The sequence below is a fragment of the Pseudomonas sp. GW823-FHT03E05 genome, assembly GCF_058796855.1.
Map to the genome: position 1 here is coordinate 36,983 of NZ_JBXAJB010000008.1, position 25,572 is coordinate 62,554.

The 25,572-nt window shown below is 66.0% G+C and carries 13 protein-coding genes; 4 read left to right on the forward strand and 9 right to left on the reverse strand.

The genetic code is table 11. The annotated features are described in order from the left end of the window. Positions 1-233: 233 nt before the first annotated feature. Together AC1RCO_RS27060 and AC1RCO_RS27065 are read right to left on the reverse strand one after the other, a co-directional pair. Positions 234-1,559, reverse strand: coding sequence for an ATP-binding protein (locus AC1RCO_RS27060; protein WP_123397299.1), 1,326 nt, complete (start codon positions 1,557-1,559; stop codon positions 234-236). Continuing rightward, complete coding sequence (locus AC1RCO_RS27065) at positions 1,560-2,237, reverse strand: response regulator (protein WP_011062456.1); 678 nt, start codon at positions 2,235-2,237, stop codon at positions 1,560-1,562. A 153-nt stretch (positions 2,238-2,390) separates the two neighbouring features. Here AC1RCO_RS27065 and dsbD point away from each other — a divergent pair, with 153 nt between their 5' ends. The 3 genes from dsbD to dsbG are packed head-to-tail and all read left to right on the forward strand — an operon-like array spanning position 2,391 to position 5,748. Then, positions 2,391-4,142 carry a protein-disulfide reductase DsbD gene (gene dsbD, locus AC1RCO_RS27070; RefSeq protein WP_011062457.1) on the forward strand — a complete coding sequence of 584 codons (1,752 nt, stop codon included), beginning with the start codon at positions 2,391-2,393 and terminating at the stop codon, positions 4,140-4,142. Beyond that, positions 4,142-5,005, forward strand: coding sequence for a TlpA disulfide reductase family protein (locus tag AC1RCO_RS27075; protein ID WP_103291464.1), 864 nt, complete (start codon positions 4,142-4,144; stop codon positions 5,003-5,005). The genes dsbD and AC1RCO_RS27075 overlap by 1 nt, the downstream gene beginning before the upstream one ends. Further along, complete coding sequence (gene dsbG / locus AC1RCO_RS27080; RefSeq protein WP_011062459.1) at positions 4,981-5,748, forward strand: thiol:disulfide interchange protein DsbG; 768 nt, start codon at positions 4,981-4,983, stop codon at positions 5,746-5,748. Before AC1RCO_RS27075 ends, dsbG begins: the two co-directional genes overlap by 25 nt. 311 nt (positions 5,749-6,059) lie before the next feature. Here dsbG and AC1RCO_RS27085 read toward each other — a convergent pair whose 3' ends face one another. From AC1RCO_RS27085 to AC1RCO_RS27105, 5 genes are all read right to left on the reverse strand, one after another. After that, entirely contained in the window at positions 6,060-6,872 is an 813-nt protein-coding gene (locus AC1RCO_RS27085) for an alpha/beta fold hydrolase (RefSeq protein ID WP_011062460.1), read from the reverse strand. A gap of 108 nt (positions 6,873-6,980) precedes the next feature. Beyond that, positions 6,981-7,337 (reverse strand): DUF6124 family protein, encoded by a 357-nt coding sequence (locus tag AC1RCO_RS27090; protein WP_019095088.1) that lies wholly within the window; start codon positions 7,335-7,337, stop codon positions 6,981-6,983. Between the two features lie 558 nt (positions 7,338-7,895). Beyond that, positions 7,896-8,945: a hypothetical protein gene (locus AC1RCO_RS27095; protein WP_011062462.1), complete on the reverse strand. Its 1,050-nt coding sequence runs from the start codon at positions 8,943-8,945 to the stop codon at positions 7,896-7,898. Positions 8,946-9,064: 119 nt separating this feature from the next. Next, positions 9,065-10,102, reverse strand: coding sequence for a hypothetical protein (locus AC1RCO_RS27100; RefSeq protein WP_492618222.1), 1,038 nt, complete (start codon positions 10,100-10,102; stop codon positions 9,065-9,067). 161 nt (positions 10,103-10,263) lie between these two features. After that, positions 10,264-23,280, reverse strand: coding sequence for a non-ribosomal peptide synthetase (locus AC1RCO_RS27105; RefSeq protein WP_492618223.1), 13,017 nt, complete (start codon positions 23,278-23,280; stop codon positions 10,264-10,266). A 373-nt stretch (positions 23,281-23,653) separates the two neighbouring features. Here AC1RCO_RS27105 and AC1RCO_RS27110 point away from each other — a divergent pair, with 373 nt between their 5' ends. Next, a complete protein-coding gene (locus tag AC1RCO_RS27110; RefSeq protein WP_011062465.1) occupies positions 23,654-24,202 on the forward strand; it encodes an RNA polymerase factor sigma-70 in 549 nt (182 codons plus the stop codon). Positions 24,203-24,235: 33 nt separating this feature from the next. On the opposite strand, the gene AC1RCO_RS27115 is transcribed toward AC1RCO_RS27110, so the two are convergent. Together AC1RCO_RS27115 and AC1RCO_RS27120 are read right to left on the reverse strand one after the other, a co-directional pair. Beyond that, a complete protein-coding gene (locus AC1RCO_RS27115; protein ID WP_041774396.1) occupies positions 24,236-24,595 on the reverse strand; it encodes a hypothetical protein in 360 nt (119 codons plus the stop codon). A gap of 95 nt (positions 24,596-24,690) precedes the next feature. Further along, positions 24,691-25,485: a substrate-binding periplasmic protein gene (locus AC1RCO_RS27120; protein ID WP_019095084.1), complete on the reverse strand. Its 795-nt coding sequence runs from the start codon at positions 25,483-25,485 to the stop codon at positions 24,691-24,693. Positions 25,486-25,572: the final 87 nt, after the last annotated feature.

Consider the following 25,572-nt stretch of genomic DNA (forward strand, 5'->3'; position numbering starts at 1 on the left):
CTCGAACCCTCACGCTGCAATTTGAGCAAAACGGCCACCGGCCGGATGCGCAGCCCAAGCGCGGGCGCGCACTGACAGGTTTTCCTGTTCTAAAAACGCTTCAGCGCGGTGGGGATTTACACCCCGGGGCGAGGAAATTGCACATGCCGCCCCGTAGGAGCCAGCTTGCTGGCGAAGGCGGTCTCAAGGGCCCCTTCACTGGCAAGCCAGCTCCTACAGTGGACGGTGATGGGTCAGACGCGGTGGGCAGGCAGGGTCAGCTCGACTCGCAGGCCATCGGGGCGGCTGTCGAAATTCAGCTCGCAACCACAACGCTGGACGATGGCCTGGACAATCGCCAGGCCCAGGCCACAGCCACTGCTCTGGCTGTCGCGCCAGAAGCGCTGGGTCAGGTGCTGCAAGTCTTGCGCGGGAATGCCCGAACCATGGTCGCGGACCTGGAAACGCACCCGGGCGCCGACTGTCTCCAGGTTCAGCTCCACCGGGCATTCTTCAGGGGTGTGGCGCAGTGCGTTGTCCAGCAAGTTGCGCAAGGCGGCGATGGCCAGGGTCGAGGGCATTTCCACCGCAGCCTCGCCGGCCTTGCCGTGCATATGCAGCTTGACCCGGGCCCGAGCGCCCACGGCGGCGTCCTGGATCGCCAGGCGCGCCACCTGTTCGGCAGTACAGTGCACGCCGTCGTCGAACGACAGGCTGCCCTCGACCCGGGCCAGCAACAGCAACTGCTCCAGGGTGCGGTGCATGCGGTCGGCGCCCTCCTCGGCCCGGGCCAGGGACTGATCCCGGGCCGCACCTTCGGTCATGCGTGCCACTTGCAGGTGGGTCTTGATCGCGGTCAGCGGGCTGCGCAATTCGTGGGCGGCGTCACCGGTCAGGCGGCGTTCACGCTCGATGGTCTTGGCAATGCGCTGGAACAGCTGGTTCTGGGTTTCCAGCAGCGGCCGCAGCTCGCTGGGCATGGGCTGGATCTGCAACGGTTCCAGGGAGTCGGCGCTGCGGCGCATCAGCGCGTCACGAATCCGGTTCAGCGGGGCCAGGCTCTGGCCGATGCCCAGCCACAGCAGCCACAGGCAGCCGAGCAGGGCCACGCCCACCGGCACCGAAGCCGCCAGCAGCACCGACATGTTCAGGGCTTCGCGCTCGACCTGGCGATCCGCGGTGGTGATGCGCATGTCGCCGCGCACCAGGGTGAAGGTGCGCCAGGGCGCGCCGTCGATCATCTGGTCGTGAAAGCCCAGCTTCTCGGCTTCCAGCGGGTGCTCCGGAGTGCTATGGCTGCGGGCCAGGATCTGCCCGCGCAGGGAACTGACCTGGCAGGCCATGCCGCCGGGGATGGTCAGGGCCGCGCTGTTGATCTGGTTGCTCGGGCCATGGGACGGCAGCGCCGGCATCTGCTCCAGCAGCCCGGCGACCATGCGCGCCGAAGCGACCAGGCGCTGGTCCAGGGAAAACATCATCTGGTTGCGCAGGTCACTGAGCATCCAGGCCGCGGCCAGGGCCCAGATCAGGATGAAGGCAGCGCCCAGGGTCATGCTCAGGCGCAGGCGCAGGCTTCTCACTTAGCGGTTCTCCTCACCGTCGGCCGGGCCCAGGCGATAGCCGAGGCCGCGCACGGTTTCGACGATGCCGTTGCCGAGTTTGCGCCGCAGGTGGTGGATGTGCACATTCAGCGCGTTGCTCTCCAGCTCATCGTTGAAACCGTAGACGCTGTCCTTGAGTTGCTCGCTGGACAGCACCCGGCCACGGTTGTGCAGCAGCGCCTGGAGCAGGGATTGCTCGCGCCGCGAGAGGTCCACCGGTTGGCCGCCGAGCAGGGTTTCCCGGGTGCTCGGGTCATAGGTCAGGCGCCCGTGCTCGATCAGGTTGACGCTGCGCCCCGCCACCCGGCGCAGCAGGGTGTGCAGGCGCGCCGCCAGTTCCCGCAGGTCGAAGGGCTTGAGCAGGTAATCGTCGGCACCGGCCTGCAAGCCATCGACCCGGTCGGTCACCGAGTCGCGGGCGGTGAGGATCAGCACCGGAATCTCCAGGCCCTGCTGGCGCTGCTGCTTGAGCAGCTTCAAACCGTCTTCATCCGGAAGGCCAAGATCCAGTACCATCACGTCGAAATCGGCCACGCCGAGCATGGCCCGCGCTGCCGAAGCGGTGGCCACATGCTCGACCGTCAGGCCCTGGGCCGTGAGGCCGGCGACTATCCCGCTGGCAATCAGCTCATCATCTTCACAGACAAGTACGTGCATGGTCGGTCCTGTACAAAGGCGTTGATTAAGCGGGCTGCGGATTAAGCGGACATTATGCCCGCCGTTTCCTGGCCACAAGCCAAGTATGGTTAATCATCGGTTAATCAGGACCGGCCATTGTGCTCGCAACTTGCACCGGTTTAAGGCTTGGCCATGCGTCGATTGTTTCTCCTGTTGTTCATGCTCTTCACCACACTGGCGCACGCCGGCAACAACCCGTTCGAGGTCAAGCCCGACTTCCTGCCGGTGGGCAAGGCCTTCGTCTTCACCTCCGAGCGCCTGCCTTCAGGGGAAACCCAGCTGTTCTGGCAGATCGCCGACGGCTACTACCTGTATCAGAAGCGCCTGAAATTCGACGGCGTGGCGCCAGAGCTGCAACCCACCCTGCCGGCCGGTGAAGACCACAGCGACGAATTCTTCGGCCAGCAGACGGTGTATCGCCAGGGCCTGGAAGTGAAGCTGCCGGCCGCCGCCAGCGGCAAGGTCAAGCTGGGCTGGCAAGGCTGCGCCGACGCCGGCCTGTGCTACCCGCCACAAACCCTGGAAGTGGACCTGGGCGGTGCGCCCGCAGTGGCCGCCAGCAACGTCGCGACCACCAGCAATGGCTCGGCCCAGGACCAGTTGCTGGCCAATGACCTGCAACACAAATCCTGGGGCCTGGGCCTGCTGGCCTTCTTCGGTTTCGGCCTGCTGCTGGCCTTCGCCCCCTGCTCGCTGCCGATGCTGCCGATTCTGGCCGGCATGGTGGTGGGCAGCGGCGCCAGCCCGCGCCGGGGCCTGGCCCTGGCCTCTAGCTATGTGCTGTGCATGGCCCTGGTGTATGCCGGCATGGGGGTAATCGCCGCCCTTTTGGGCAGCAACCTGCAAGCCTGGCTGCAACAACCCTGGGTCCTGGGCAGCTTCGCCGCGCTGTTCGTGCTGCTGTCGCTGCCGATGTTCGGCTTCTTCGAGCTGCAGATGCCGGCCCTGCTGCGCGACCGCCTGGAAGGCGCCAGCCGCCAGCGCCAGGGCGGCAGCCTGATTGGCTGCGGCATTCTCGGCGCGCTGTCGGCCCTGTTGGTGGGCCCGTGCATGACCGCGCCACTGGCCGGCGGCCTGCTGTACATCGCCCAGACCGGTAACGCGCTGTTTGGCGGCCTGGCCCTGTTCGCCCTGGGCCTTGGCATCGGCCTGCCGCTGTTGCTGCTGGTGACCCTGGGCAACCGCTTCCTGCCCAAGCCCGGCCCGTGGATGAACCTGCTCAAGGGTGTATTCGGCATCCTGTTCCTGGGCACCGCCATCTACATGCTGCGCCCGGTACTGAACCCCGGCCTGTGGATGGGGCTGTGGGGCGCCCTGGCCCTGGTGGTGGCCTACTGCGCCTGGCAGCAACGGGCGATTGCCGGCCGCTTGCTGCACCTGTTCGGTGCCGGCGCGCTGCTGTTCGCGGCCTGGGGCGGCATGCTGCTGGTGGGTGCCGCCGGTGGCGGCGACGACCTGTGGCGGCCGCTTAAGGTCTACCGCGGTGGCCCTGTGGCCAATAGCGTCACGGCCCATGATGCCTTCACCACGGTAAAGTCCCCCGCCGAGCTGCAAGGCGCCCTGGACAGCGCCCGGGCCCAGGGCCAGTGGGTGCTGCTGGACTACTACGCCGACTGGTGCGTGTCCTGCAAGATCATGGAGAAAACCGTGTTCGGCCAGCCTCAGGTGCTGGAGGCCCTGAAGGATGTGCGCCTGCTGCGCCTGGACGTGACCCTGGACAACGCCGACGGCCGCGAACTCCTGAGCCGCTACAAGGTGCCGGGGCCACCGAGCATGCTGTGGATCGGCCCGGACGGCAGTGAACGCCGCAGCCAGCGCATCACCGGCGAAGTGGATGCCAACGCCTTCCTGCAACGCTGGACCCAGACCCGGGAAGCCCGTTGATGCTGACCTTTACCATCGGCACCTTTGCCATCGCCCTCAACCACCTGCTGTTGATCAGTGCCCTGGCCCTGGCCACCCTGGTGGGCTGGCGCGTGGCCAAGCGCGGCGGTGACAACCCTGAGTCGGTGCTGTTTTCGCTGTTCCTGCTGGGCATGCTGGCGGCGCGGGTCAGCTTCGTCATCGCCTACTGGAAGCACTACCGCCACGACCTGTGGATGATCATCGACCTGCGCGACGGCGGCTTCCTGGCCTGGCCGGGGGTGATCGTCATGCTCCTGGCGGCCCTGGCCTGGGGCTGGAAACGCCCGGCGCTGCGCCGCCCATTGGGTGCCGGGGTGGCCAGCGGCCTGGCCTTCTGGCTGCTGGCGACCCTGGCCCTGACCCTCTACGACCAGGGCACGCGCCTGCCGGAAGTGGCCCTGCGCAACGCCGCCGGCGAAACCGTGCAACTCACCGACTACCAGGGTGGCCCGCTGGTGATCAACCTCTGGGCCACCTGGTGCCCACCGTGCCGGCGGGAGATGCCAGTGCTGGAGAGAGCCCAGCAGCAACGCCCGGACCTGACCTTCCTGTTCGTCAACCAGGCCGAAAGCATGCAAAGCGTCAGCACCTTCCTGGCCACCCAGGACCTGAACCTGAACAACGTGCTGTTCGACGGCAGTGGCCGCCTGGGCAAAGCCGTGGGCTCCATGGCCCTGCCGACTACGCTGTTCTATAGCGCCGATGGCCGCCTGCTGGGCAGCCACCTGGGGGAACTCTCGGAAGCCAGCCTGGCCCGGGCCCTGGAAAACTTCGACGGCGCCCACCCGACCTCGGTCGCCCCTTCAAGGAAACTGCCATGCCCTTCATCCGCCACTTGCTGAGCCTGTCTCTGGGCGCGGCGTTGCTCAACGCCCCACTGCTACAGGCCGAGGAACTGCCTGCGCCCATCCGCAAGATCGAAGAAAAAGGTGCCAAGATCATCGGCAGCTTCGACGCCCCGGACGGCCTCAAGGGCTACGCCGCGCAGTACCAGAACCGCGGCATGACCCTGTACCTCACCCCTGACGGCAAGCACGTGTTGCTGGGCAACCTCTACGATGCAGACGGCAAGGACCTGAGCGCCGAACCGTTGCAGAAACTGGTCTACGCGCCCATGGCCAAGGAAGTCTGGGGTAACCTGGAAAAGAGCAACTGGATCGCAGACGGCAAGGCCGATGCACCACGCATCGTCTACCTGTTCAGCGACCCCAACTGCCCCTACTGCAACATGTTCTGGGAACAGGCGCGGCCCTGGGTCAAGGCTGGCAAAGTGCAGTTGCGGCATATCATGGTGGGCATCATCCGCGAAGACAGCCCGGGCAAATCCGCCGCCCTGCTGGCCGCCAAGGACCCGCAGCAGGCCCTGCAGGATCACGAAAAGGCCGGCAAGGGCAGCGCCCTCAAGCCGCTGGCCAGCATTCCCGCAGCGGTGCAGGCCAAGCTCGACGCCAACATGAAACTGATGGAAGAGCTGGAGCTGTCGGCGACCCCGGCGATCTTCTACCTCGACGACAAGGGCGAGTTGCAACAGCAGCAAGGCGCCCCGGCCCCGGGCAAACTGACCCAGATCCTCGGCCCCAAATAACCCCGCCCCTTCCCCGTAGGAGCCGGCTTGCCGGCGAAAGCGTCCGTCAGGCGGGCGCCCGGCTTGCGGGCCTCTTCGCTGGCAAGCCAGCTCCTACAACGCGTATCCCACCCGTAGGAGCCGGCTTGCCGGCGAAAACGCCCGTCAGGCGGGCACCTGGCTTGCGGGCCTCTTCGCTGGCAAGCCAGCTCCTACAACGCGTATCCCCACCCGTAGGAGCCGGCTTGCGGGCGAAAGCGCCCGTCAGGCGGGCACCTGGCTTGCAGGCCTCTTCGTTGGCAAGCCAGCTCCTACGGCAAGAGAGTCAGGCTTCAGCCGTTGCGCTGTAAAAACGCCAACAAGGCCCGGGTCACGAACTCCGGGTTTTCCCGGCTGGAAATATGCCCCGCGTCAGGAACCAGCTGGTATGGGCAGCCAATGCGTTCGGCCATCTCGAGGGTTTCCGCAGGTGGTCGCGGCTTGTCCTGATCACCACACAGCAGCAAGGTGTTCGGCCCATCCAGGTGCTGCAGCTGATCCAGCACATCCGCCCGGCTGAAAGTGATGCGCCCCATGGGAATCACGCTCTGGCGCAGGCGCTCGGCCGGCAGTGCCGCGAGGCTGGCACGAAAATCCTGGAACAGCGCCGACTGCCGATCGATCCCCGGACGGAAGAAGATCGGCACCACGATATCCAGCAGCGGCTCGGCGATCAGGCCGCTGTCCTCGATCTGCTGGAACAGGGAAAAGTAATACTGCCGGGTCGGCGCAGGCTCGGCGCCCAGGTAAGTGTCCATCAGCACCAGGCCGTCGATGCGCTGCGGCGCCGCCAGGGCCAGGCGCGCGCCCCACATGCCCCCCACCGACAAGCCCACCAGGGTTACTCGCTCGATCTGCAAATGGTCGAGCAAGGCCAGCATCTGCCGCGCCACATCATCCAGCGACGCGGTGCCCTCAGGCAGCGCCCCGGACTGGCCATGGCCCCACAGGTCCACGGCGATCACCCGATACTGCGCCGACAGCGCCTCGATCTGCGGCGCCCACATGCCGGTGTCCCACAAATAACTGCCGGCCAGGAACACCACCGGCCCCTGGCCCTGGTCGAGGTAGTGCAACGGTTGTCCATCGATGGTTGCGAAAGGCATGGGCTAGCTCCTGCAAGGGAATGACGAAAAAGGTCCGACAGACTGTGCCGTGAAAAAAGCTCAGTCAATCGGACCCGTCCGACAAAACGTATCAGGAGATGCCCGGATTCAAGGCCCGCGCTGACCGTCGAGCAAGGCCTCCACCACGGCGCGGGCCATCTCCACCGAATGCACCATGGACCAGATCAGCCCGCGCTCCAGGCCGCTGCCCTGTTGGGTGATTTCATCGCAGACCTCTTCGGCGCATTTGAGCAGCAGCGCCACATGCACCAAGGCCTCTTCGGCGCTGACGCCTTCGCGCACGCTGAACAGCGAGTCGGGGGAAACGGGTTTGGCTTGGGTCGTGAGCTGGAACAGCGCGGGGTCCAGCGGTTGCCGGGCCAGGGCCACGCGCAGGGTGGCGTTGGCGGCCTTGAGGGCGGGATCGCGATAGGACGAGGGGGGATCGGGGACGAGCTTTTTCATGGTCAAACTCCTGGTAATGACAAGGAGCCGACACCGTTCGCTTGCACACGAATAAGGTGGCAGCCGTACGCGGGTGTGCAAGACCGAGTTACCAGAACCCCGGCAGATCCGAAGATCTCCCGCGCACGGCCGCCATAACACGGCGAACATGAAATCGCTCAGGCATGACTGAGCGCTTATGCGTCTGGTAACAGTCGGACTTGCACATCCGAGCCATCGATTGGGCGATGGCTCCGGAACCCTAGCCCGCCGACCCGACGCATTCAAGCGGCCCGCAGTTTCTCGGAAATGCCTTACAAAAGAAAGCGACTAAACGCCATCCCAGCGACCTTTCAACCGGCTTGCCGGCGAAGGCGTCCGTCAGTTTGGCGCATGGCTTGTGGGCCTCTTCGCTGGCAAGCCAGCTCCTACAACACGTATCCCCACCCATCACACGTATCTACACCCGTAGGAGCCGGCTTGCCGGCGAAGGCGTCCTTCAGGCTGGCGTATGGCTTACGGGCCTGTTCGCTGGCAAGCCAGCTCCTACAGAGGGCGCGTCCGCCTTAGGGCGGGGCGTCACCGATATTCTTCCGGCGCTTCGCGTTCGAGGATTTCTTCGAGATCGCTCAGGTCACCGCGTTCTTTGAGAATGCCGCTGACCTGGTCGATCCACACTTGCTCCGAGGCAATCCCCGCCCAGGACTGGCTGCCGAAGCCGTGATACGGCCGGTCATCGAAGGTGCTGATCAGCAACTGGTTGAAGCGCCCGGTGTCCAGTTTTTTGCGCTGGATTTGCACTTGCAGCGCCCCCAGCACCTTCTGCTGCTCTTGCGGGTTGGGGCGATAGCGGTAGAGCCGCGGCGAGCTGAGCACCAGAAACTCCGGCGGCAGGTTTTCATCGATGGCCGCCTGCAGGCGGTAATGGCCATCGAGAATCAGATAGCAGCTCAGACCGGTGACGTACCACAGCAGGATCGGCGGCAAGCTGCCTTCGCGGGCTTTTTTGCGCCACCACTTCAAGCGCCCGGAATGCGGGTCCACGGCATGCAGGCCGACTACTGCGCCACCGTACTCCCCCAACCCGACCCAGCGCGCCGTACCGGCCTGTTGGTTGTCGAGGATGTTACGACCATAGATCGCCCACTGCGGCATATGGCTCAGGGCGTCTTCACCGCCCTTGAAGTACCAGGCTTCGGTGCCGCTGAGCAGCGGCCGCATCGGTTTCTGCGATGCCGGGCGCAGGGCCCGCACCAGCCAGTAGCCGGGGTAAAAGAAGTCCGGCTGGTGCTGCATCAATTGCTCGACGAAGAAGCGGCTCCAGGCCTTGAGGCGCAGCGCCGGGTCAAGGCGCGCCTGTTGTTCCACCTGAGGCGAGTCGATGGGGCCCACCAGGGTTTGCGGCAGTTGCTCCGGCAGGTGATTGCGCACCAGCCACACGCCATACAGGCAGCGGGACATGGTGCCCCAGAGCAGGGTCTGGTCGCCGAGCACCAACTGCATACGGCTGTTGTTGCCACTGAGCAGGCACAGGTTGGGCTTGCCACTGGCCGGGCGTTTGACGTCCACGCCGAGGCCGTTCCAGTGGCCGGCCAAATCCTCGATATCACGCCAGAAAATCTGTTCCACGATTGTCCCTAATCCTTGATCAATGACCGGCCCTGCGGCGGGCAGGCGCGACTATAGCAGAGGGCTGGAGGGCGCATTCGCCTGTAGGAGCTGGCTTGCCAGCGAAGGCGGCCAGCGCTTTACCCATGGCGACCAATGACCGCGTCTACTTCGTCTGCCAACCCTTGCCCGCCCAGGCACTGACGCACCTCGTCGCACCACTGCGACTCCGGCTCATTGCCGGCCCAGGCCGGGGTAGCGCTGCGGTACTGCGGCCGGTCATCGAACGCCTGGATCAGCACCCGGTTGAGGTTCTCGGTGCTCAGGGCCGGGTTGCGCGGCACCGCGTCGCCGCGCTTGCGCAGTGAATCCATGACCCGTTGCTGATGCTCCAGGCTCGGTGCGAAGCCGCGCTCGCGGGTGGCGCTGAGGACGATGAATGATGGCGCGAGGTTTTCCGCGATGGCCGCCTGCAAACGGTAATGGCCGTCGATCACCACGTAGGACGCCAACCCGCCGACGTACCACAGCAGGATCGGCGGCAGGTTGCCTTCGCGGGCCTTCTTGCGCCACCACTTCAGGCGCCCGGCCTCAGGGTCGACACGGTGCAGGCCGATGAGCTTGCCGCCGCCATGCCACCAGTCGATCCACTCCAGGGGCTGGGGTTGCAGGTTGTCGAGAAAATCCTCGCCGTACAGGTGCCAGTTGGGCACATGGGTCAAAGGGTCGATCACCGAGGTGAAGCGCCAGTGGTCCAGGCCGCTCGCGGTGCTGGAGGGCTCCGGCAGCAGGCCCTGGGCCAGCCAGAAACCGGGGGTGAGGAAGTGCCGGGCGCTTTCACTGAGACGGCTGACGAAATAGCGGCTCCAGGCCTTGATCCGCAGCTCGGGCGCCAGGGCGGCGTGCTGCTCCACGGTGGGTGAGTCGATGGGTGCCAGCAGCCGGCATGCGGCGCCGTCCGCCAGCGGGTTGCGTACCAGCCAGACGCCGCCGTGGTCCCGGGCCAGGGTGGCCCAGAACAACGGCATGTCGTGGTGCATCAGCTTGATCCGGGCATTCGCGCCGGTGCGCAGGTACAACGGCGGTCTGTCCGTGGAGCCCGGTTCGACCTCGACACCGAGGCCACTCCAGTTGCCCAGGGAATCTTCGATATCGCGCCAGTAAAGCTGTTCTGCCATGGTTCCGGTCCTTGAATGAAAACGCCCGGCGCAGGTGCTTGGACCTGGGCCGGGCGCGATCATAGCAGAGGACCTGCGGGCCTCTTCGCCGGCAAGCCGGCTCCTACGCCAGATGTCGGTCCTCCTGCTGCGCGAACAACGCCCCACCGCTCATCCGTCGATCACAGCCCCTCCAGCTCGGCCATCAGATCACTCAGCCGGTCGACCTTCTCCTCGCTGATCTCACTCCCGGCCAAACCGTCGATGTACGCGGCCAGCTCCTGCACCGTGCTGCATTCGAACATGGCCCGCAGCGGCACGTTGCGTTGCAGAGTCTTCTGTACCCGTGAAGCGATCTGGGTCGCCAGCAGGGAATGCCCGCCCAACTCGAAGAAGTTGTCGCGCACGCCCACCCGTTCGACCTTGAGCACCTCGGCCCAGATGTCCGCCAGGGTTTGCTCCAGTTCATTGCCCGGCGCTTGATAGTCCTGGCTCTGCAACTGACCGATCTCCAGGGCCGGCAGGGCCTTGCGATCGAGCTTGCCGTTGGCGTTGAGCGGCAGGCGCGCAAGCCACAACCAGTGCAGCGGCACCATGTATTCCGGCAGTTCGGCGCGCAGCCGCGGCTTGATCCGCTCCAGGCATTCGCTCGGGCTCAGGTTCGTGTCACTGGCCACCAGGTAGCCCACCAGATGCTTGCCGTTGACCCCTTCCTGCACGCCCACAGCGGCATCGCGCAATTCCGGCTGTTCGTGCAGGCGCGCTTCGATTTCCCCCAGTTCGATGCGATAGCCACGGATCTTCACCTGATGGTCGATCCGGCCAACGTATTCCAGTACGCCGTCGCTGCGCCGGCGTGCCAGGTCGCCGGTGCGGTACAGGCGTTCGCCCGCAGCACCGAACGGATGGGGCACGAAGGCCAGCGCGGTACGCAACGGGTCGCTGACGTAGCCACGGCCAACACCAGTGCCAGCCACGCACAATTCACCCACCGCTCCCAGGGGCACCAGCTCCAGGGCTTCGTCCATCAGGTACAACTGGTTGTTGTCGGTGGGCGTGCCGATGGGCAGGTAGGCGCCACGGGTCGAGGCCATATCGACACGGAAGAAGGCCACGTCATCGGAGCACTCCGCCGGGCCGTAGGCGTTGACCAGGCCGATCTGTGGATAACGCAGCAGCCACTGGTGCGCCAGCTCGGGCGGCATGGCCTCGCCGGTGGGCAGCATCCAGCGCAGGCCAGCGAGGGCGATGGCGTCCTGGGCGAGCATGCCCTGGATCAGCGACGGCACGCTCTCCAGCACCGTGATGCCCTGCTCCTGGACGTGAGCCAACAGGCCCTGGGGATCGTGGGCGATGGTGTTGGGCACGATGTCCACCCGAGCGCCGAACAGCGGCGCGGCGAGGAACTGCCAGACCGAAATGTCGAAGCTCTGGGACGCGGTCTGGGCGATCACGTCGGCTTCGCTTAAGTGCAGGTACGGCACCTTGCTCAACTGGTTGTTGAGCATGCCGCGCTGCTCCACCATCACGCCCTTGGGCAGGCCGGTGGAACCGGAGGTGTAGATCACATAGGCCAGGTTGTCCGGCGCGCTGTAGCGGCCCGGGTTGTGCTCGGCATGCCCGGCGGCTTGCAGCTCCTCCCAGACCAGCAGCCGCGGACGCCCGGCACAGCCGAACTCGTCCAGCAGGGCCTGGGCCTGTTCGCGGCAGGCCGCGGTGCAGACCAGGATCGGCGTGCGGCTGAGCTCGATGATGCGGCCCAGGCGCTGGCTTGGCAGGCCCGGGTCCAGGGGCAGGTAGCCGGCCCCGGCCTTGAAGCTGCCGATGATCATGCCCAAGAGTTCCAGGCCGCGCTCGGCCAGCAGGGCCACCGGCTGATCAAAGCCCACGCCGTTGGCAACCAGGGCGTGGCCCAGGCGGTTGCTGCAGCGGTTCAACTCGGCATAGCTGTAGCGCCGGTCCAGGCAGCTGGCGGCAATGCGTTGCGGATGAGCCGCCACCTGGGCCTCGAACAGTTCCACGTAGCTGCGCTCCAGCGGGTACTCATGCTCGCTCTGGTTGCAGCCGGCCAGCAGGAAGTCCTGCTCTTCTTCGCCCAGCAGCGGCAGTTCGGCCATGTCGCCATGAAAGCCCTGCATCAGCGCCAGCAGCAGGCGCTTGAACTCGCCGAGCATGCGCTCGATGGTCGCCTGCTCGAAGTAGCGCTGGTCGTAGGACAGGTGCAGGCCCAGGTCATCCCCCGGGTAGCACACCGCGGTGATCGGGAAGTTGGTGTGGGTACGGCCGGAATCCGAACTGGCGTTCAGGCTCTGGGCACGGTCCAGCACCGAGACTTCCACCGGCGCGTTCTCGAACACGAACAGGCTGTCGAACAGCGGCTGGCCCTTGGGCAGTTCGCTGGTTTCCTGGATCGCCACCAGCGGCAGGTACTCGTACTCACGCAGCTGCATGTTGCTGTCGAGCAAGGCGCTGAGCCACTGGCGCACACTGCAGCGCTCACCGTCCTGGGGCAGCTTGACCCGCAGGGCGATGCTGTTGATGAACAGGCCGACGGTGCGTTGCATCTCCGGCATTTCCACCGGGCGCCCGGCCACGGTAACGCCGAACAGTACGTCGCGATCGCCGCTCATGCGCCGCAGCACCAGGGCCCAGGCCGCCTGGGCGAAGGTGTTGATGGTGAGCTGGTGCTGCTGCGCCAGTTCCCGCAGTTGCGCACCATCCCGGGCATCCAGGCGGGTGTAGCAGTCGCCGACGATCATGCCGCCGCTGTCGCCGGCGTGTTCGCGCAGGAACGGCCGGTCGCTGGGGATCGGCGTGGTGCGTTCAAAACCTTCAAGGTTCTGCCGCCACCACTGCCGCGCCTCGGACAGGCTCTGGTGCTGCAGCCAGCCGATGTAGTCGCGGTAACGCGGTGGCACCGCCAGTTGCGCCTCGCGACCTTCGCCCAGGGCGGTGTAGATCTCGAAGAAGTCGTTCATCAGCAGCGAGCGGCACCAGGCATCGATGAGGATGTGGTGGTTGCTCATCATGAACCAGTAGCGCGCAGCGCCGACGCGGATCAGCCGCAGGTGGAACGGCGCCTGGTTGAGCAGATCGAAGCCGGCCTCGCGCTCCTGTTTGTGCAGGGCTTGCAGCTTGGCTTCCTGCTCGGCCTCGGGCACCGCGCTCCAGTCGAGGAACTCGATCGGGGTGCGGCCCGGCTTGTGGATAACTTGCAGCATGTCTTCGCCGACGTTCCAGCAAAAAGACGCGCGCAAGGCTTCGTGGCGCGCCACCACCGCCTGCCAGGCCTGGGCGAAACGCTCCGGGTCCAGTTCGCTGTTGATGCGGTAGCGGTCCTGCATGTAATACAGGCCGGTGCCCGGCTCCAGCAGGGTGTGCAACAGCATGCCCTCCTGCATCGGGGTCAGCGGGTAGACATCCTCGATCTGCACAGCCGGTACCGGCAGGCCATCGAGCTGGGCCTGGGTCAGGCGCGCCAGGGGGAAGTCCGACGGCGTCAGGCCACCGGCATCGTCCTTCAGGCAATGGGCGATCAGGCTGTGCAGCTCGCCCAGGTAGGCGTCCGCCAGCTCGCCGATCAGCTCGGCGTCGAAACGTTCGCTGCTGTAGGTCCAGCGCAGCACCAGCTCGCCGCCATACACCTGGCTGTCGATGCTCAGTTCGTTGGGCAACGGTGCCTCCGGTGCGTGGGCCGGGCCGACGGATTCATCCAGCGGACGCAGCAGTGCGTCGGCGCCGAAGCTCTGGTCGAACTGCCCCAGGTAGTTGAAGGTCACCGGCGCCAGCGGCAACGCCGCCAGGGCCTCGCGGCAGCTTTCATCCGCCAGGTAGCGCAGCACGCCGTAACCCAGGCCCTTGTGCGGCACGGCCCGCAGTTGTTCCTTGATGGCCTTGATCGAGGCCCCCTGCCCGGCCGCTTCTTCCACCTGCAACGGGGTCAGGCGCAGTGGATAGGCGCTGGTGAACCAGCCGACGGTGCGGGTCAGGTCGATCTCGTCGAACAGCGCCTCGCGGCCGTGGCCTTCCAGTTGCACCAGGGCCGAAGGCTGCCCGCTCCAGCGGCACAGCACCCGGGCCAGGGCGGTCAGCAGCAGGTCGTTGACCTGGGTACGGTAGGCCGCCGGCGCCTGTTGCAGCAGTTGCCGGGTGCGCTCGGCATCCAGGGTCACGCTGTGGCTGCGGGCCTGCTGATGCTGCTGGCTGCCAGCGGCATTCAAGCCTGGCAGTTGCGCGGCCGGGCCGGCCAGTTGCTGCTGCCACCAGCCGAGTTCTTCACGCAGGGATTCGCTGCCGGCATAGGCCAGCAGGCGGCTCGACCAGTCCCGCAGGGCACTGGTCTTGGCCGGCAGCTTCAGGGCCATTCCGGCTTGCAACTGACGATAGGCGTTTTGCAAATCTTCCAGCAGCACGCGCCAGGACACGCCATCCACCACCAGGTGGTGGAGGGCCAGCAACAGGCGTTGCTCGCCTTCAGGGCCGTCCACCAGCACCGCCCGCAGCAGCGGCCCGTGTTCCAGGTCGAGGCTGCGCTGGGCATCGGCGAACAGTGCCTCGCAGGTGGCCATGGACGGCACCCGCACCTGCCACAACAAGGGAGCATCGGACAGCGGCAGGTACTCGGCGCGCCACTGCCCGCCCGCCTGGTTGAAGCGCAGGCGCAGGGCGTCGTGCTGCTCCACTAGCGCCAGCAGGGCTTGCTCCAGCAACTGGGCATCAAGGACACCCAGCGGCTCCAGCAGCAGCGCCTGGTTCCAGTGCTGCGGGTGGGGAATGCGGCTGTCGAAGAACCAGTGCTGGATCGGCGTCAGCGGCGCTTCGCCACTGAGCTGGCCCTGCTCGGCGCTGACACGCTGAGTGTGGCTGGCGACCCACGCCAGGGTTTGCACCGTCTGGTGCTGGAACAGGTCCCGCGGGGTGAAGTGGATCCCCAACTGGCGGGCGCGGCTGACCACCTGGATCGACAGGATCGAGTCGCCCCCCAGTTCGAAGAAGTTGTCGTTGAGGCCCACTTGCTGCACGTTCAGCACTTCGCCCCAGACCCTGGCCAGGGTCTGTTCCAGCTCGTTGCTCGGCGCCACGTACTGCTGGCGGTTGAGCTCCGGGTCCGGCAATGGCAGGGCCCGGCGGTCGAGCTTGCCGTTGGCGGTCAACGGCATGCTGGCCAGGAGGATCAGGTGGGTCGGCACCATGTAGTCCGGCAGCTGGGTTTTCAGCTGCTGCTTGAGGGCTTCACGCAGGTTGGCCTGCTGCACCTCGTTGTGCTCGGCCACCTCGGTCACCAGGTAACCAGCCAGCTGCTTGCCGGCCGGGGTGTCGAGAGCCAGTACCACCGCTTCACGCACGGCCGGATGATCCAGCAGGCGGGTTTCGATTTCCCCCAGCTCGATGCGGAAACCGCGGATCTTCACCTGATGGTCCACCCGGCCGATGTATTCCACCTGGCCGTCGGCGCACTGGCGCACCAGGTCCCCGGTGCGATACAGGCGCCCGCCATCGGTGGCGAACGGATCGGCGACAAAACGCTCGGCACTCATCCCCGGACGACGGTGATAACCCTGGGCTAGACCGGCGCCGCCGACATACAGCTCACCGGTCGCGCCTTGGGGCACCAGCGCCAGATCGGCATCGAGAATGTAAGCCACCCGCGCCCCGACAATGCTGCCGATGGGCACGCTGGCCACGCCTTCGGCCAACTGCTGCGGCGCCAGGCTGGCCAGGGGCATGACCACGGTTTCGGTGGGGCCGTAGGCGTTGAAGAACAGGTTCGGCTGGAAGGCCGCACGGATGCGCTGCAGGTGTTCGCCGGTCAGGGCCTCGCCGCCGGTGATGCACATGCGCACCGGCAGGGTCTGCTGCTGGGTCGCCAGATGCTGGGCCAACTGGCTGCCGTAGCTGGGGGTGAAACCGAGGATGCTGATGCGGTGCTGACGGATCAGTTGGCAGATCTCTTCGGCGTCCCACTGGCCCTGGGCCCGCAGTACCACCTGAGCGCCGCTGAGCAGCGGCACCAGCAAGCGCTCGGTGGCGGCGTCGAAGTTGATGGAATAGAAGTGCAGCTCGCAGTCGTCCGGGCGTATGCCGAAGCGGCGGATCACCGCCTGGCAGTGCATGGCGATTTCCCCGTGGGACACCACCACGCCCTTGGGCTGGCCGGTGGAACCGGAGGTGTAGATCAGGTACGCCTGATGCTGGGGCAGGCTGATGAAGGGCAATTCGCCCGCCGGGTAGTCGGCCAGCAGCGCACCGTCCTCTTCCAGGCACCAGCGGCCGACTCCGGCCGGCAGCTCGCCCAGGGCGGCGAACATCCGCGCATCGCTGAGCAGCAGGCCGATGCCGCTGTCTTCGATCATGTAGTGCAGGCGGTCCAGGGGGTATTCCGGGTCCAGGGGCACGTAGGCGCCGCCGGCCTTGAGGATCGCCAGCAGGCCGACGACCATTTCCAGGGAACGCTCCAGGGCCAGGCCGACTCGCACCTGCGGGCCCACGCCACGCTCACGAAGCATCCAGGCCAGGCGGTTGGCGCGGCTGTCCAGTTCGCTGTAGCTCAGGGTCTGTCCGGCGAAGGTCAGGGCCGGGGCGTCCTTGCGGGCCAGGGCCTGTTCGCTGAACAGGTGGTGGATGCACTGGTCCAGACGTTGCTCGCCGGGCTCGACGCTCAAACTGTCCAGCAGGTGCTGCTGTTCATCGGCCTGCAGCAGTGGCAATTCGCACAGACGCCGTTGCGGGTCGTCGATCAGGGCCTGCAGCAGATTGCGCCAGTGGCCGGCCATACGCGCAATGCGCGGCTCGTCGAACAGGTCGGTGCTGTAGGTCAGGCAACAGCCCAGGCGCTGGTCCAAGTCGGTGACTTCCAGGTTGAGGTCGAACTTGGTGGCCCGGGCATCGTTGACCAGGTATTCCACGGTCATGCCCGCCAGTTGCCGGCTTTGCTGGAATTCCCAGCGCTGGACGTTGCACATCACCTGGAACAGCGGGTTGTAGGCGGTGCTGCGCGGCGGTTGCAAGGCTTCCACCAGATGATCGAACGGCAGGTCCTGGTGGGACTGGCCCTCGATCACGGTGTGGCGTACCTGCTCCAGCAACTGACCGACGCTCATCTGCCCGTCGAGCTGGCAACGCAGCACCTGGGTATTGAGGAAGGCGCCGATCAGCCCTTCGCTTTCCGGGCGGATGCGGTTGGCCACCGGCGCACCGATGCGCAGGTCGCTCTGGCCGCTGTAGCGGTACAGCAGCAGCGACAACGCGGCGGTCATGGTCATGAACAGGGTCAGGCCGTGCTCGGCATTGAAGGCCCGCACCCGGGCCGCCAGCTCGTCGCTCAAGTCGAAGCGGTACAGCTCGCCCTGGTGGCTTTGCACCGCGGGCCGTGGCCGGTCGCTGGGCAGTTCCAGCAAGGGGTGTTCGCGGCCCAGTTGCCCGGTCCAGTAGTCCAGCTGGCGCTGGCGCTCGCCGGATTCCAACCACTGGCGCTGCCACACGCTGTAGTCCAGGTACTGCACCGGCAAGGGTTCCAGGGGCGATTCGCGGTCGTCGAGGAAGGCTTCGTACAGCGCGCCCAGCTCGCGGGCGAAGATGTCCATGGCCCAGCCTTCGGTGACAATGTGGTGCAGGGTCAGGACGAAGTAGTGCTCCTGCTCGCCGGCCTTGACCAGGCAGGCGCGCAGCAAGGGGCCGGTCTCCAGGTCGAAGGGTTGATGCGCTTCGCTGTCCGCCAATTGTTGCAGGCGCTGCTGACGCGCATCCGGGGCCAGGGCCGAGAAGTCCTTCCAGGCCATGCGCAGGCCGGTGTCGGCATGCACCTGCTGATGGGCCACGCCATTGACGCTGGGGAAGGTGGTGCGCAGGGTTTCGTGACGCAGGATCAGCGCTTGCAGCGCGGCCTCGAAGCGGCCCACGTCGAGCACGCCAGACAGCCGCGCCATGCCACCGACGTTGTAGGCCGGGCTGTCGGGCTCCATCTGCCAGAGAAACCACATGCGCTGCTGGGAATAGGACAGCGGCACCGGCTGGCTGCGGTCGACCCGGGCAATCGGCGGCTGCTGGTTGCGCGCGCCGGACTCCTGGATCAGCAGCACCTGCTCGGCAAAGTCCCCCAGCTCGCTGGCTTCGAACAGCGCCCGCAGTGGCAGCTCGACGTCGCAGGCCTGGCGGGTGCGGGAAATGATCTGAGTGGCCAGCAGCGAATGCCCGCCCAGGGCGAAGAAATCGTCCTTGAGGCCGATGCGTGGCTGGCCCAGCACTTCGCGCCATATAGCCGCGATCTGCTGCTCCAGTTCGGTGCTCGGTTCGACGTGCTCGCGCACCTGCCATTGCGGCTCCGGCAGGGCCCGGCGGTCGAGCTTGCCACTGGGGCTCAGGGGCATGGCGTCCAGCCGCAGCAGTTGCGCCGGCACCATGTATTCCGGCAGCTCGGCGGCCAGGGCAGTTTTCAGCCGGGCGCTTTGCTCGGTTTCATCTTCGTCGCTGGCCTGGGCGGTGTAGTAGCCGATCAACTGCGGGCCGGCGACGGTATCGCGCACCAGCACCGCGGCCTGGGCCACGCCGTCCTGGGCCAGTAGCCGCGCTTCGATTTCCTGCGGCTCGACCCGAAAGCCCCGCAGCTTGACCTGCTGGTCGAGGCGGCCGAGGTATTCCAGCACGCCGTCGGCGCACCAGCGTACGCGGTCACCGGTGCGGTACAGGCGCGCGCCCTCCTCACTCAGGGGGTCGACCACAAAGCGTTCGGCGGTCAGCGCCGGGCGTCCCAGGTAACCCCGGGCCAGGCCCTGGCCGCTGATGCACAGCTCACCCGGAACTCCTGCCGGCAACGGATTGAGGTCCGCGTCCAGCACCCGGCACACCACGTTGCCCAGGGGCCGGCCAATGGGCGAACGCTCGCCGTCATCGACTGAACACTGCCAATGGGTGACGTTGATCGCGGTTTCGGTCGGGCCGTAGCGGTTGTGCAGTTGGGCATTGGGCAACTGCTGCAACAGGCGATTGCGCAGCTCGGCCGGCAGGGCTTCGCCACCGGAGAACACCCGACGCAGGCTGTGGCATTCGGCGCTCAGCGGCTCATCGACAAACAACTGCAACAGCGGCGGCACGAAGTGCAGCGTGGTGACGCCGTACTCCTGCACCAGCTGGGCGATGCGATGGGGATCGCGGTGCTCGCCGGGGGCGGCGATCAGCAGGCGGCAGCCGGTGATCAACGGCCAGAAGCACTCCCACACCGACACGTCGAAGCTGATGGGGGCTTTTTGCATCAGCACATCGTCGGCCTGCAACTGGTAGCTGTCCTGCATCCATTGCAGGCGCTCCATCAGCGCGCGATGGGTGTTGCCGACGCCCTTGGGCTGGCCGGTGGAACCGGAGGTGTAGATCACGTAGGCCAGGTGTTCGCCGTGCAGGTGCAGGCCCGGCGCGTGGCTCGGCCAGCTGTCGAGCTTGAGGCTGTCCATGGCGATGGCGCTGACACCCGGGGCTTCGGGCATCCGGCCCAGCAGATGGGTCTGGGTCAGCAGCAGGCCCACGCCGCTGTCTTCGAGCATGTAGGCCAGGCGTTCGGCAGGGTAGTCCGGGTCCAGGGGCACGTAGGCGCCACCGGCCTTGATGATTGCCAGAAGGCCGATCAGCAGTTGCGGCGAACGTTCGGCGGCGATGGCCACGCACACGTCCGGCCCGACGCCCTTGTCCCGCAGGTAGTGGGCCAGGCGGTTGGCCTGGGCGTGCAGTTCGGCAAAGCCCAGTTGCCCGCCGTCCCAGACCAGCGCGGTGCGTTCCGGGCTCTGGCGCAGTTGTTCGTGCAGGCGCTCCGGCAGCCACTGCTCGGCCGGCGCGCAGGGGGCCACGCTCCATTGCTGCAGTCGGGCCGCTTCGGCGTTGCCGAGCAACGGCAAGTCGCCCAGGGCGCAGTCCGGTTGCAGGCAGGCATGCTCCAGCAGGCTGATGAAATGCCCGGCCAGACGCTCGATGCTGGCCGCGTCGAACAGCTCGTCGGCGTAGTCGAAGGCCAGGCTCAGGCGGCCGTTGCGGTCCTCTTCGCTGTGCAGTTGCAGGTCGAACTTGGCCTCGCGGCTGTGCCACGGCAGCTCTTCGGCCAGCAGCCCCGGCAGGCGGCGCAAGGCGGCGAGGTCGCGCTGCTGGTGGTTGAACATGACCTGGAACAGGCCCTGCTCGCGGGCTTCGGGGAAGGCTTCGAGCAATTGTTCGAAAGGCAGGTCCTGGTGGGCCTGGGCCTCCAGGGTGGTGCGGCGGGTCTGCTGCAGCAGGTCGGCGAAGGACTGGCGCGAATCCAACTGCCCACGCAATACCTGGGTGTTGATGAAAAAGCCCAGCAGGCCCTGGGTTTCCAGGCGCGGGCGGTTGGCGTTGGGCACACCGATGCGGATATCGCTCTGCCCGCTGTAGCGGTGCAGCAGGGTCTGGAACGCCGCCAGCAACAGCATGAACGGCGTGGCCTGCCGAGCCTGGGCGGTCTGGCGCACGGCTTCACTGAGGCTCGCGCTCAGGCGCAGGTCATGGCGCGCGGCGCTGTGGCGGACCTGGGCCGAACGCGGGTGGTCGGTGGCGAGGTTCAACACCGGGGCTTCGTCCGCCAACTGCTGTTTCCAGTAGTCCAGCTGGCGCTGGCCTTCGCCCTGGGCCAGCCACTGGCGCTGCCAGCTGCCGTAGTCGGCGTATTGCAGGGCCAGGGGCGCCAGCTCCAGGCTCTGGCCCTGGGCCGCGGCGGCATAGAGCCGCGAGAACTCGTCGATCAGCACATTCAGCGACCAGCCGTCGGCGATGATGTGGTGCAGGGTCAGCAGCAGTTGGTGTTCTTCGTCATCCAGGCGCACCAGGGTCGCCCAGTACAGCGGCCCCTTCTCCAGATCGAACTGGGTCCGGGCCTCGTCTTCGCGGATCTGCCGCGCCCGGGCTTCACGCTCGGCCGGTGGCAGGTCGCTGATATCGATCACCTGCAGGTTGAATTCGCCGGCGGCATCCACCTGTTGCAGGGCCTGGCCGTCACGCTCGAAGAAGCGCGTGCGCAGCGCTTCGTGGCGCTGGATCAGTTGCTGGAAGCTGGCGCGCAGGGCCTCTTCGTCCAGCTCGCCGCGCAAGCGCAGGCCGCCGGGAATGTTGTAGGCGCTGCTCTGCGGGTCCAGTTGCCAGGTGATCCACAGGCGGTTCTGCGCCAGGGATTGCGGCAGCGGCTGCTGGCGCGACAGGGCATTGATACTGCCCTGGGCCACGCCGCCGTCCTGCTGCTGGCGCGCCACGGCAGCGCTGAAGGCACCCAGGGTCGGAGCCTCGAACAGCAGGCGCAAGCCCAGTTCCAGCCCCAGCTCTTCACGCAGGCGGGCGATCACCTGGGTAGCGGCAATCGAGTTGCCCCCCAGGAGGAAAAAGTGATCGTCGGCCGCCACTGAAGCGCATTGCAGTTGCTCCTGCCAGATGCGCCCGATCAGGGCTTGCAGCGCGTCACCGGCGCTTTCTGCGGCGTCAGCCGTTGCGCTGCCGGCCTGCGGGAACAGCGCGTAGTAATCCAGGCTGCCATCGGCCAACCGCGTGCGGCAGGCGGAACGCTGCAACTTGCCGCTGGAGGTTTTCGGCAGGGCCCCGGGGTTGAGCAGCACCACCACGCTCGGCGCTTCCTGGCAGGCTTCGGCCACCGCCTGGCGGATGGCCTTGATCAGCGCCTCGGGGGGCAGGATCTTCTGCACGCTGCGGCTGATTTCCGCGGCGATGCCGATGCCTTCCTGGCCCTGCTCGGTGACCGCAAACGCCGCCACCCGGCCCTTGCGCACCACTTCCACCTCGCGCTCGATGGTCTTTTCGATGTCCTGGGGGTAGAGGTTGTGCCCGCGCACGATCAGCAGGTCCTTCAGGCGCCCGGTGATGAACAGCTCGCCATCGCGGATAAAGCCCAGGTCACCGGTGCGCAACCAGGTACGACCGGCATGCTGGACGAAGGTCTTGGCGGTGGCTTCAGGATTGCGCCAGTAGCCATGGGCAATGCTCGGCCCGGCGGCCCAGACTTCGCCAATACGGTTGTCAGGCAATTCGCCCAGTTGCTGCGGATCCATCACCAGCACGGCGTGTTCCGGCTGGCTGAAGCCGCAGCTCATCATTGCGCTGCCCTGCCCCGGCTCGGCGCGGTTCTGCGCCAGGGCCTGGTCGTCCAGGTGCAGGGCCGGGATGCCCTGGCCGCGCACGCCACCGGCCACGAACAGGGTGGCTTCGGCCAGGCCGTAGGAGGCGAGGAAGTTTTCATGGCTGAAACCGCAGGCGCTGAACTTCTCGGCGAAACGCTCCAGGGTGTCCAGGCGGATCGGCTCGGACCCCGAATAGGCCACGCGCCAGCCGCTGAGGTCGAGGCGCTCCAGGGCCGACTCACTGACCCGTTCGCTGCACAGGCGGTAGGCGAAATCCGGGCCGCCGCTGATGGTGCCGCCGTATTCGCTGATCGCTTCCAGCCAGCGTACGGGCCGCGCCAGGAAGTAGGCCGGTGACATCAGCACACAGGGCACGCCGCTGAAAATCGGTTGCAGCAGGCCGCCAATCAAGCCCATGTCGTGGTACAGCGGCAGCCAGCTGACGATCACGTCGTCCGGGTTGAGGTCGATACCGAAGCCGCGACGGATCAGCAGTTCGTTGGCCACCAGGTTGCCATGGCTGACCTGCACGCCCTTGGGCAGCGCGGTGGAGCCCGAGGTGTATTGCAGGAAGGCGATGTCGTCGCCCTGCAGCGCCACGGCCTGCCAGTCTTCGGCCAGCCCGGCTTGCAGGGTGTCCACACACAGCAGTTGCGGCGCGCCCGCGGCCTTGAGTTCGTCCATCTGCAACAGTGAATCCTGCAGCCCGGCGCTGGTCAGCAGCAACCGTGGCTCGGCGTCGGCCATGATGGAAATCAGGCGCTCCTGGTGATGACGACGGGTGGACTCCGGCGGATAGGCCGGCACCGCGATCACCCCGGCGTACAGGCAACCGAAGAACGCCGCGACGTAGTCCGGGCCGCTGGGAAACAGCAATACCGCGCGATCGCCGAATTCGGCGTTGGCTTGCAGAGCCGCAGCAATGGTGCGCGCACGAAGGTCCAGGTCCCGGTAACTGAGGACCACGCTCTGATCCTGCTCTTCGGCGAGAAAGCGCAACGCCACTTGATCAGGTGCCAGGACTGCCCGGCGTTGAAGGGCTTGGGCCAGGGTGCTGGGGAGTTCGAACGCGTCCGTCATGGGGTTTCCTGCCAGGATTGTGCTTGCAATGGAGAGCGGGCCCTGCTCTCCCATAACTTTAATAACTATCTATAAATCAAATAGTTATAAGAAAGTCGTGGGCATCCGGAGGGCACCGTGGCCGGGTCTGCTACCCGGAATCTTTCTCCAATGAGAACGGATGACGTCTTGAAATAATTAGTCCGCATCCTGCCCTTCAAGGCCTGATCCAGCCCACTGACGAGCAGCCGTTCGCAATCTGCACTGACAGAGAGCATTAGTTCTTTTTCTCAATTGACAATCATTATCATTCAGCCTAATTTGTCGCTCGATGTGTAGGACGGGTCAGATTTTTCTGACGTCCCACTAACCTCTTTGCAACAAGGTGATTTCCATGACGGAACAAGTATCCACAAGCAGGTGCGATTCACCGTTACTCCAGGCTTTTGTCGACAACCGTCTGATCCTGGTGAAGATTGCAGCCCGCATTACCGGCTGCCGATCCCGGGCTGAAGACGTGGTTCAAGATGCGTTTTTCCGCCTGCAGTCGGCGCCGCAGATCACCTCCTCGTTCAAGGCCCAGCTCAGTTACCTGTTCCAGATCGTGCGCAACCTGGCCATCGACCACTACCGCAAGCAGGCGCTGGAGCAGAAGTACTCGGGTACTGAAGAGGAAGGCTTGAATGTGGTTATTCATGGCGCTTCACCTGAAACCTCCCACATGAACTTTTCCACCCTGGAAAACATCGCCGAAGCCCTGACCGAGCTGCCCAGCCGCACGCGCTACGCCTTCGAGATGTACCGCCTGCATGGCGTCCCGCAAAAGGACATCGCCAAGGAGCTGGGGGTATCGCCGACCCTGGTCAACTTCATGATTCGCGATGCCCTGGTGCATTGCCGCAAAGTCTCGGGCAACCGCCCCGATACCTTCGCCCGTCGCTGACTGGCGCCCTGCATGACCCGGCTTGAAGGGTGCCTACACCTCAAGCAGGCCACTGCGGCCAAGCACCAGTAACGCTGCACGTTTATGCAACAGATCGAACTCCTGCTGGCAGAACCGACAACGGTCATGCGCAGCACAGGGCGGCGCGTGGGCGCCTGGCGCCGGCCGCTGCGCACCTGGCGGGTCCAGATACAGGGCATGTACCTGGGCCGACAGCCAGAAAGCCAGCCGATCCTGGCGCGCCGCCTCGGCTGCCTGGGCATCCACCGGCACGGGCGCCTGCCCCCGGCCCCGCAGAGACTCGAACAGCCTTTGGCGGGCGATGACCTCATCGATTCCCGTGAGCTGGCTAGTGGGCAGGGCTGCAACATTCAGCGGATCAACAGGGGACATGGCAGCGCTCACCGTCGGTTGGGCATTCAACCAAGTGACGTGGGCCGCCGCCGGAAATTTAGCCCGTCGCGGGCCGGGCCGGTCGCTGCGTGATGTCAGGCGTGGGGCACGCTCATCACCACAATGCGATAGGGATCGAAGATCTTGTGCATCTGGCCGTTGTCCCGCAGTTTTTGCAGGAGCCCGGAAAAGTCTTCGGCCGTGATCGGCGCCTTGGGCCGGATCAGGGCGTAATGGTGGTAGACCTGATCGATGCGTTCGGAAACCAGCAACTGCTCCGTGCTTTCGGCATTGCGCGCCAGGAAGTCGCTGAGGTAGGAGCGGGTCACCAGGGCGATGTCCGCCCTGCCCCGCAGGACCATCAGCAGGTTGCTGTCGTGGGAATAGGTCAGGGTGGCGTTGTAGGTGTCGGCCAGGAACTTGGGGTCGGCGTTGAACTGGGCGAAGGCGTAGTGATAACCGCTGAACAGGGCCAGGCGCTTGCCCTTCAGGTTGGCGAAATAGTCCTGCTGGCGCCCGCCCTGACGCTGGGCGACGAAAATTTCCGCGTCTTCCAGGCCCATGTCGACACTGGTGTGGGCAATGTTCTGCCAGCCCCAGGCCGGGTTCTCGAAGATCGCCAGGTCCACCCGGCCCTGCTCGAAATCGCGGAAACGCCGGGGAATCGAGGTGGGCACCAGGACGAACTGATAGTCGCTCTGGGACTGGTTGAGGGCTTCCACCAGTTGCGGCAGCAAACCGGTGTCGGCACCGGTTTCTGGACGGACGGTATAAGGCGGGAAATGCGCCGCCGCGACCCGCACCAGCTGCGCCGAGGAGGCCGGACAGACCCAAAGTGTTGCCAGCGCCAGCAAGAGCATTCGCAAGGCTGACCGCAGCGGCAAGGACATCAAGGCAACACACCTCAAGGAAATGAAAATGAATGAGCTAAAGCTAGGCGTTTTCAGCCACTTCGACAACGTTGCCACGCACAATTA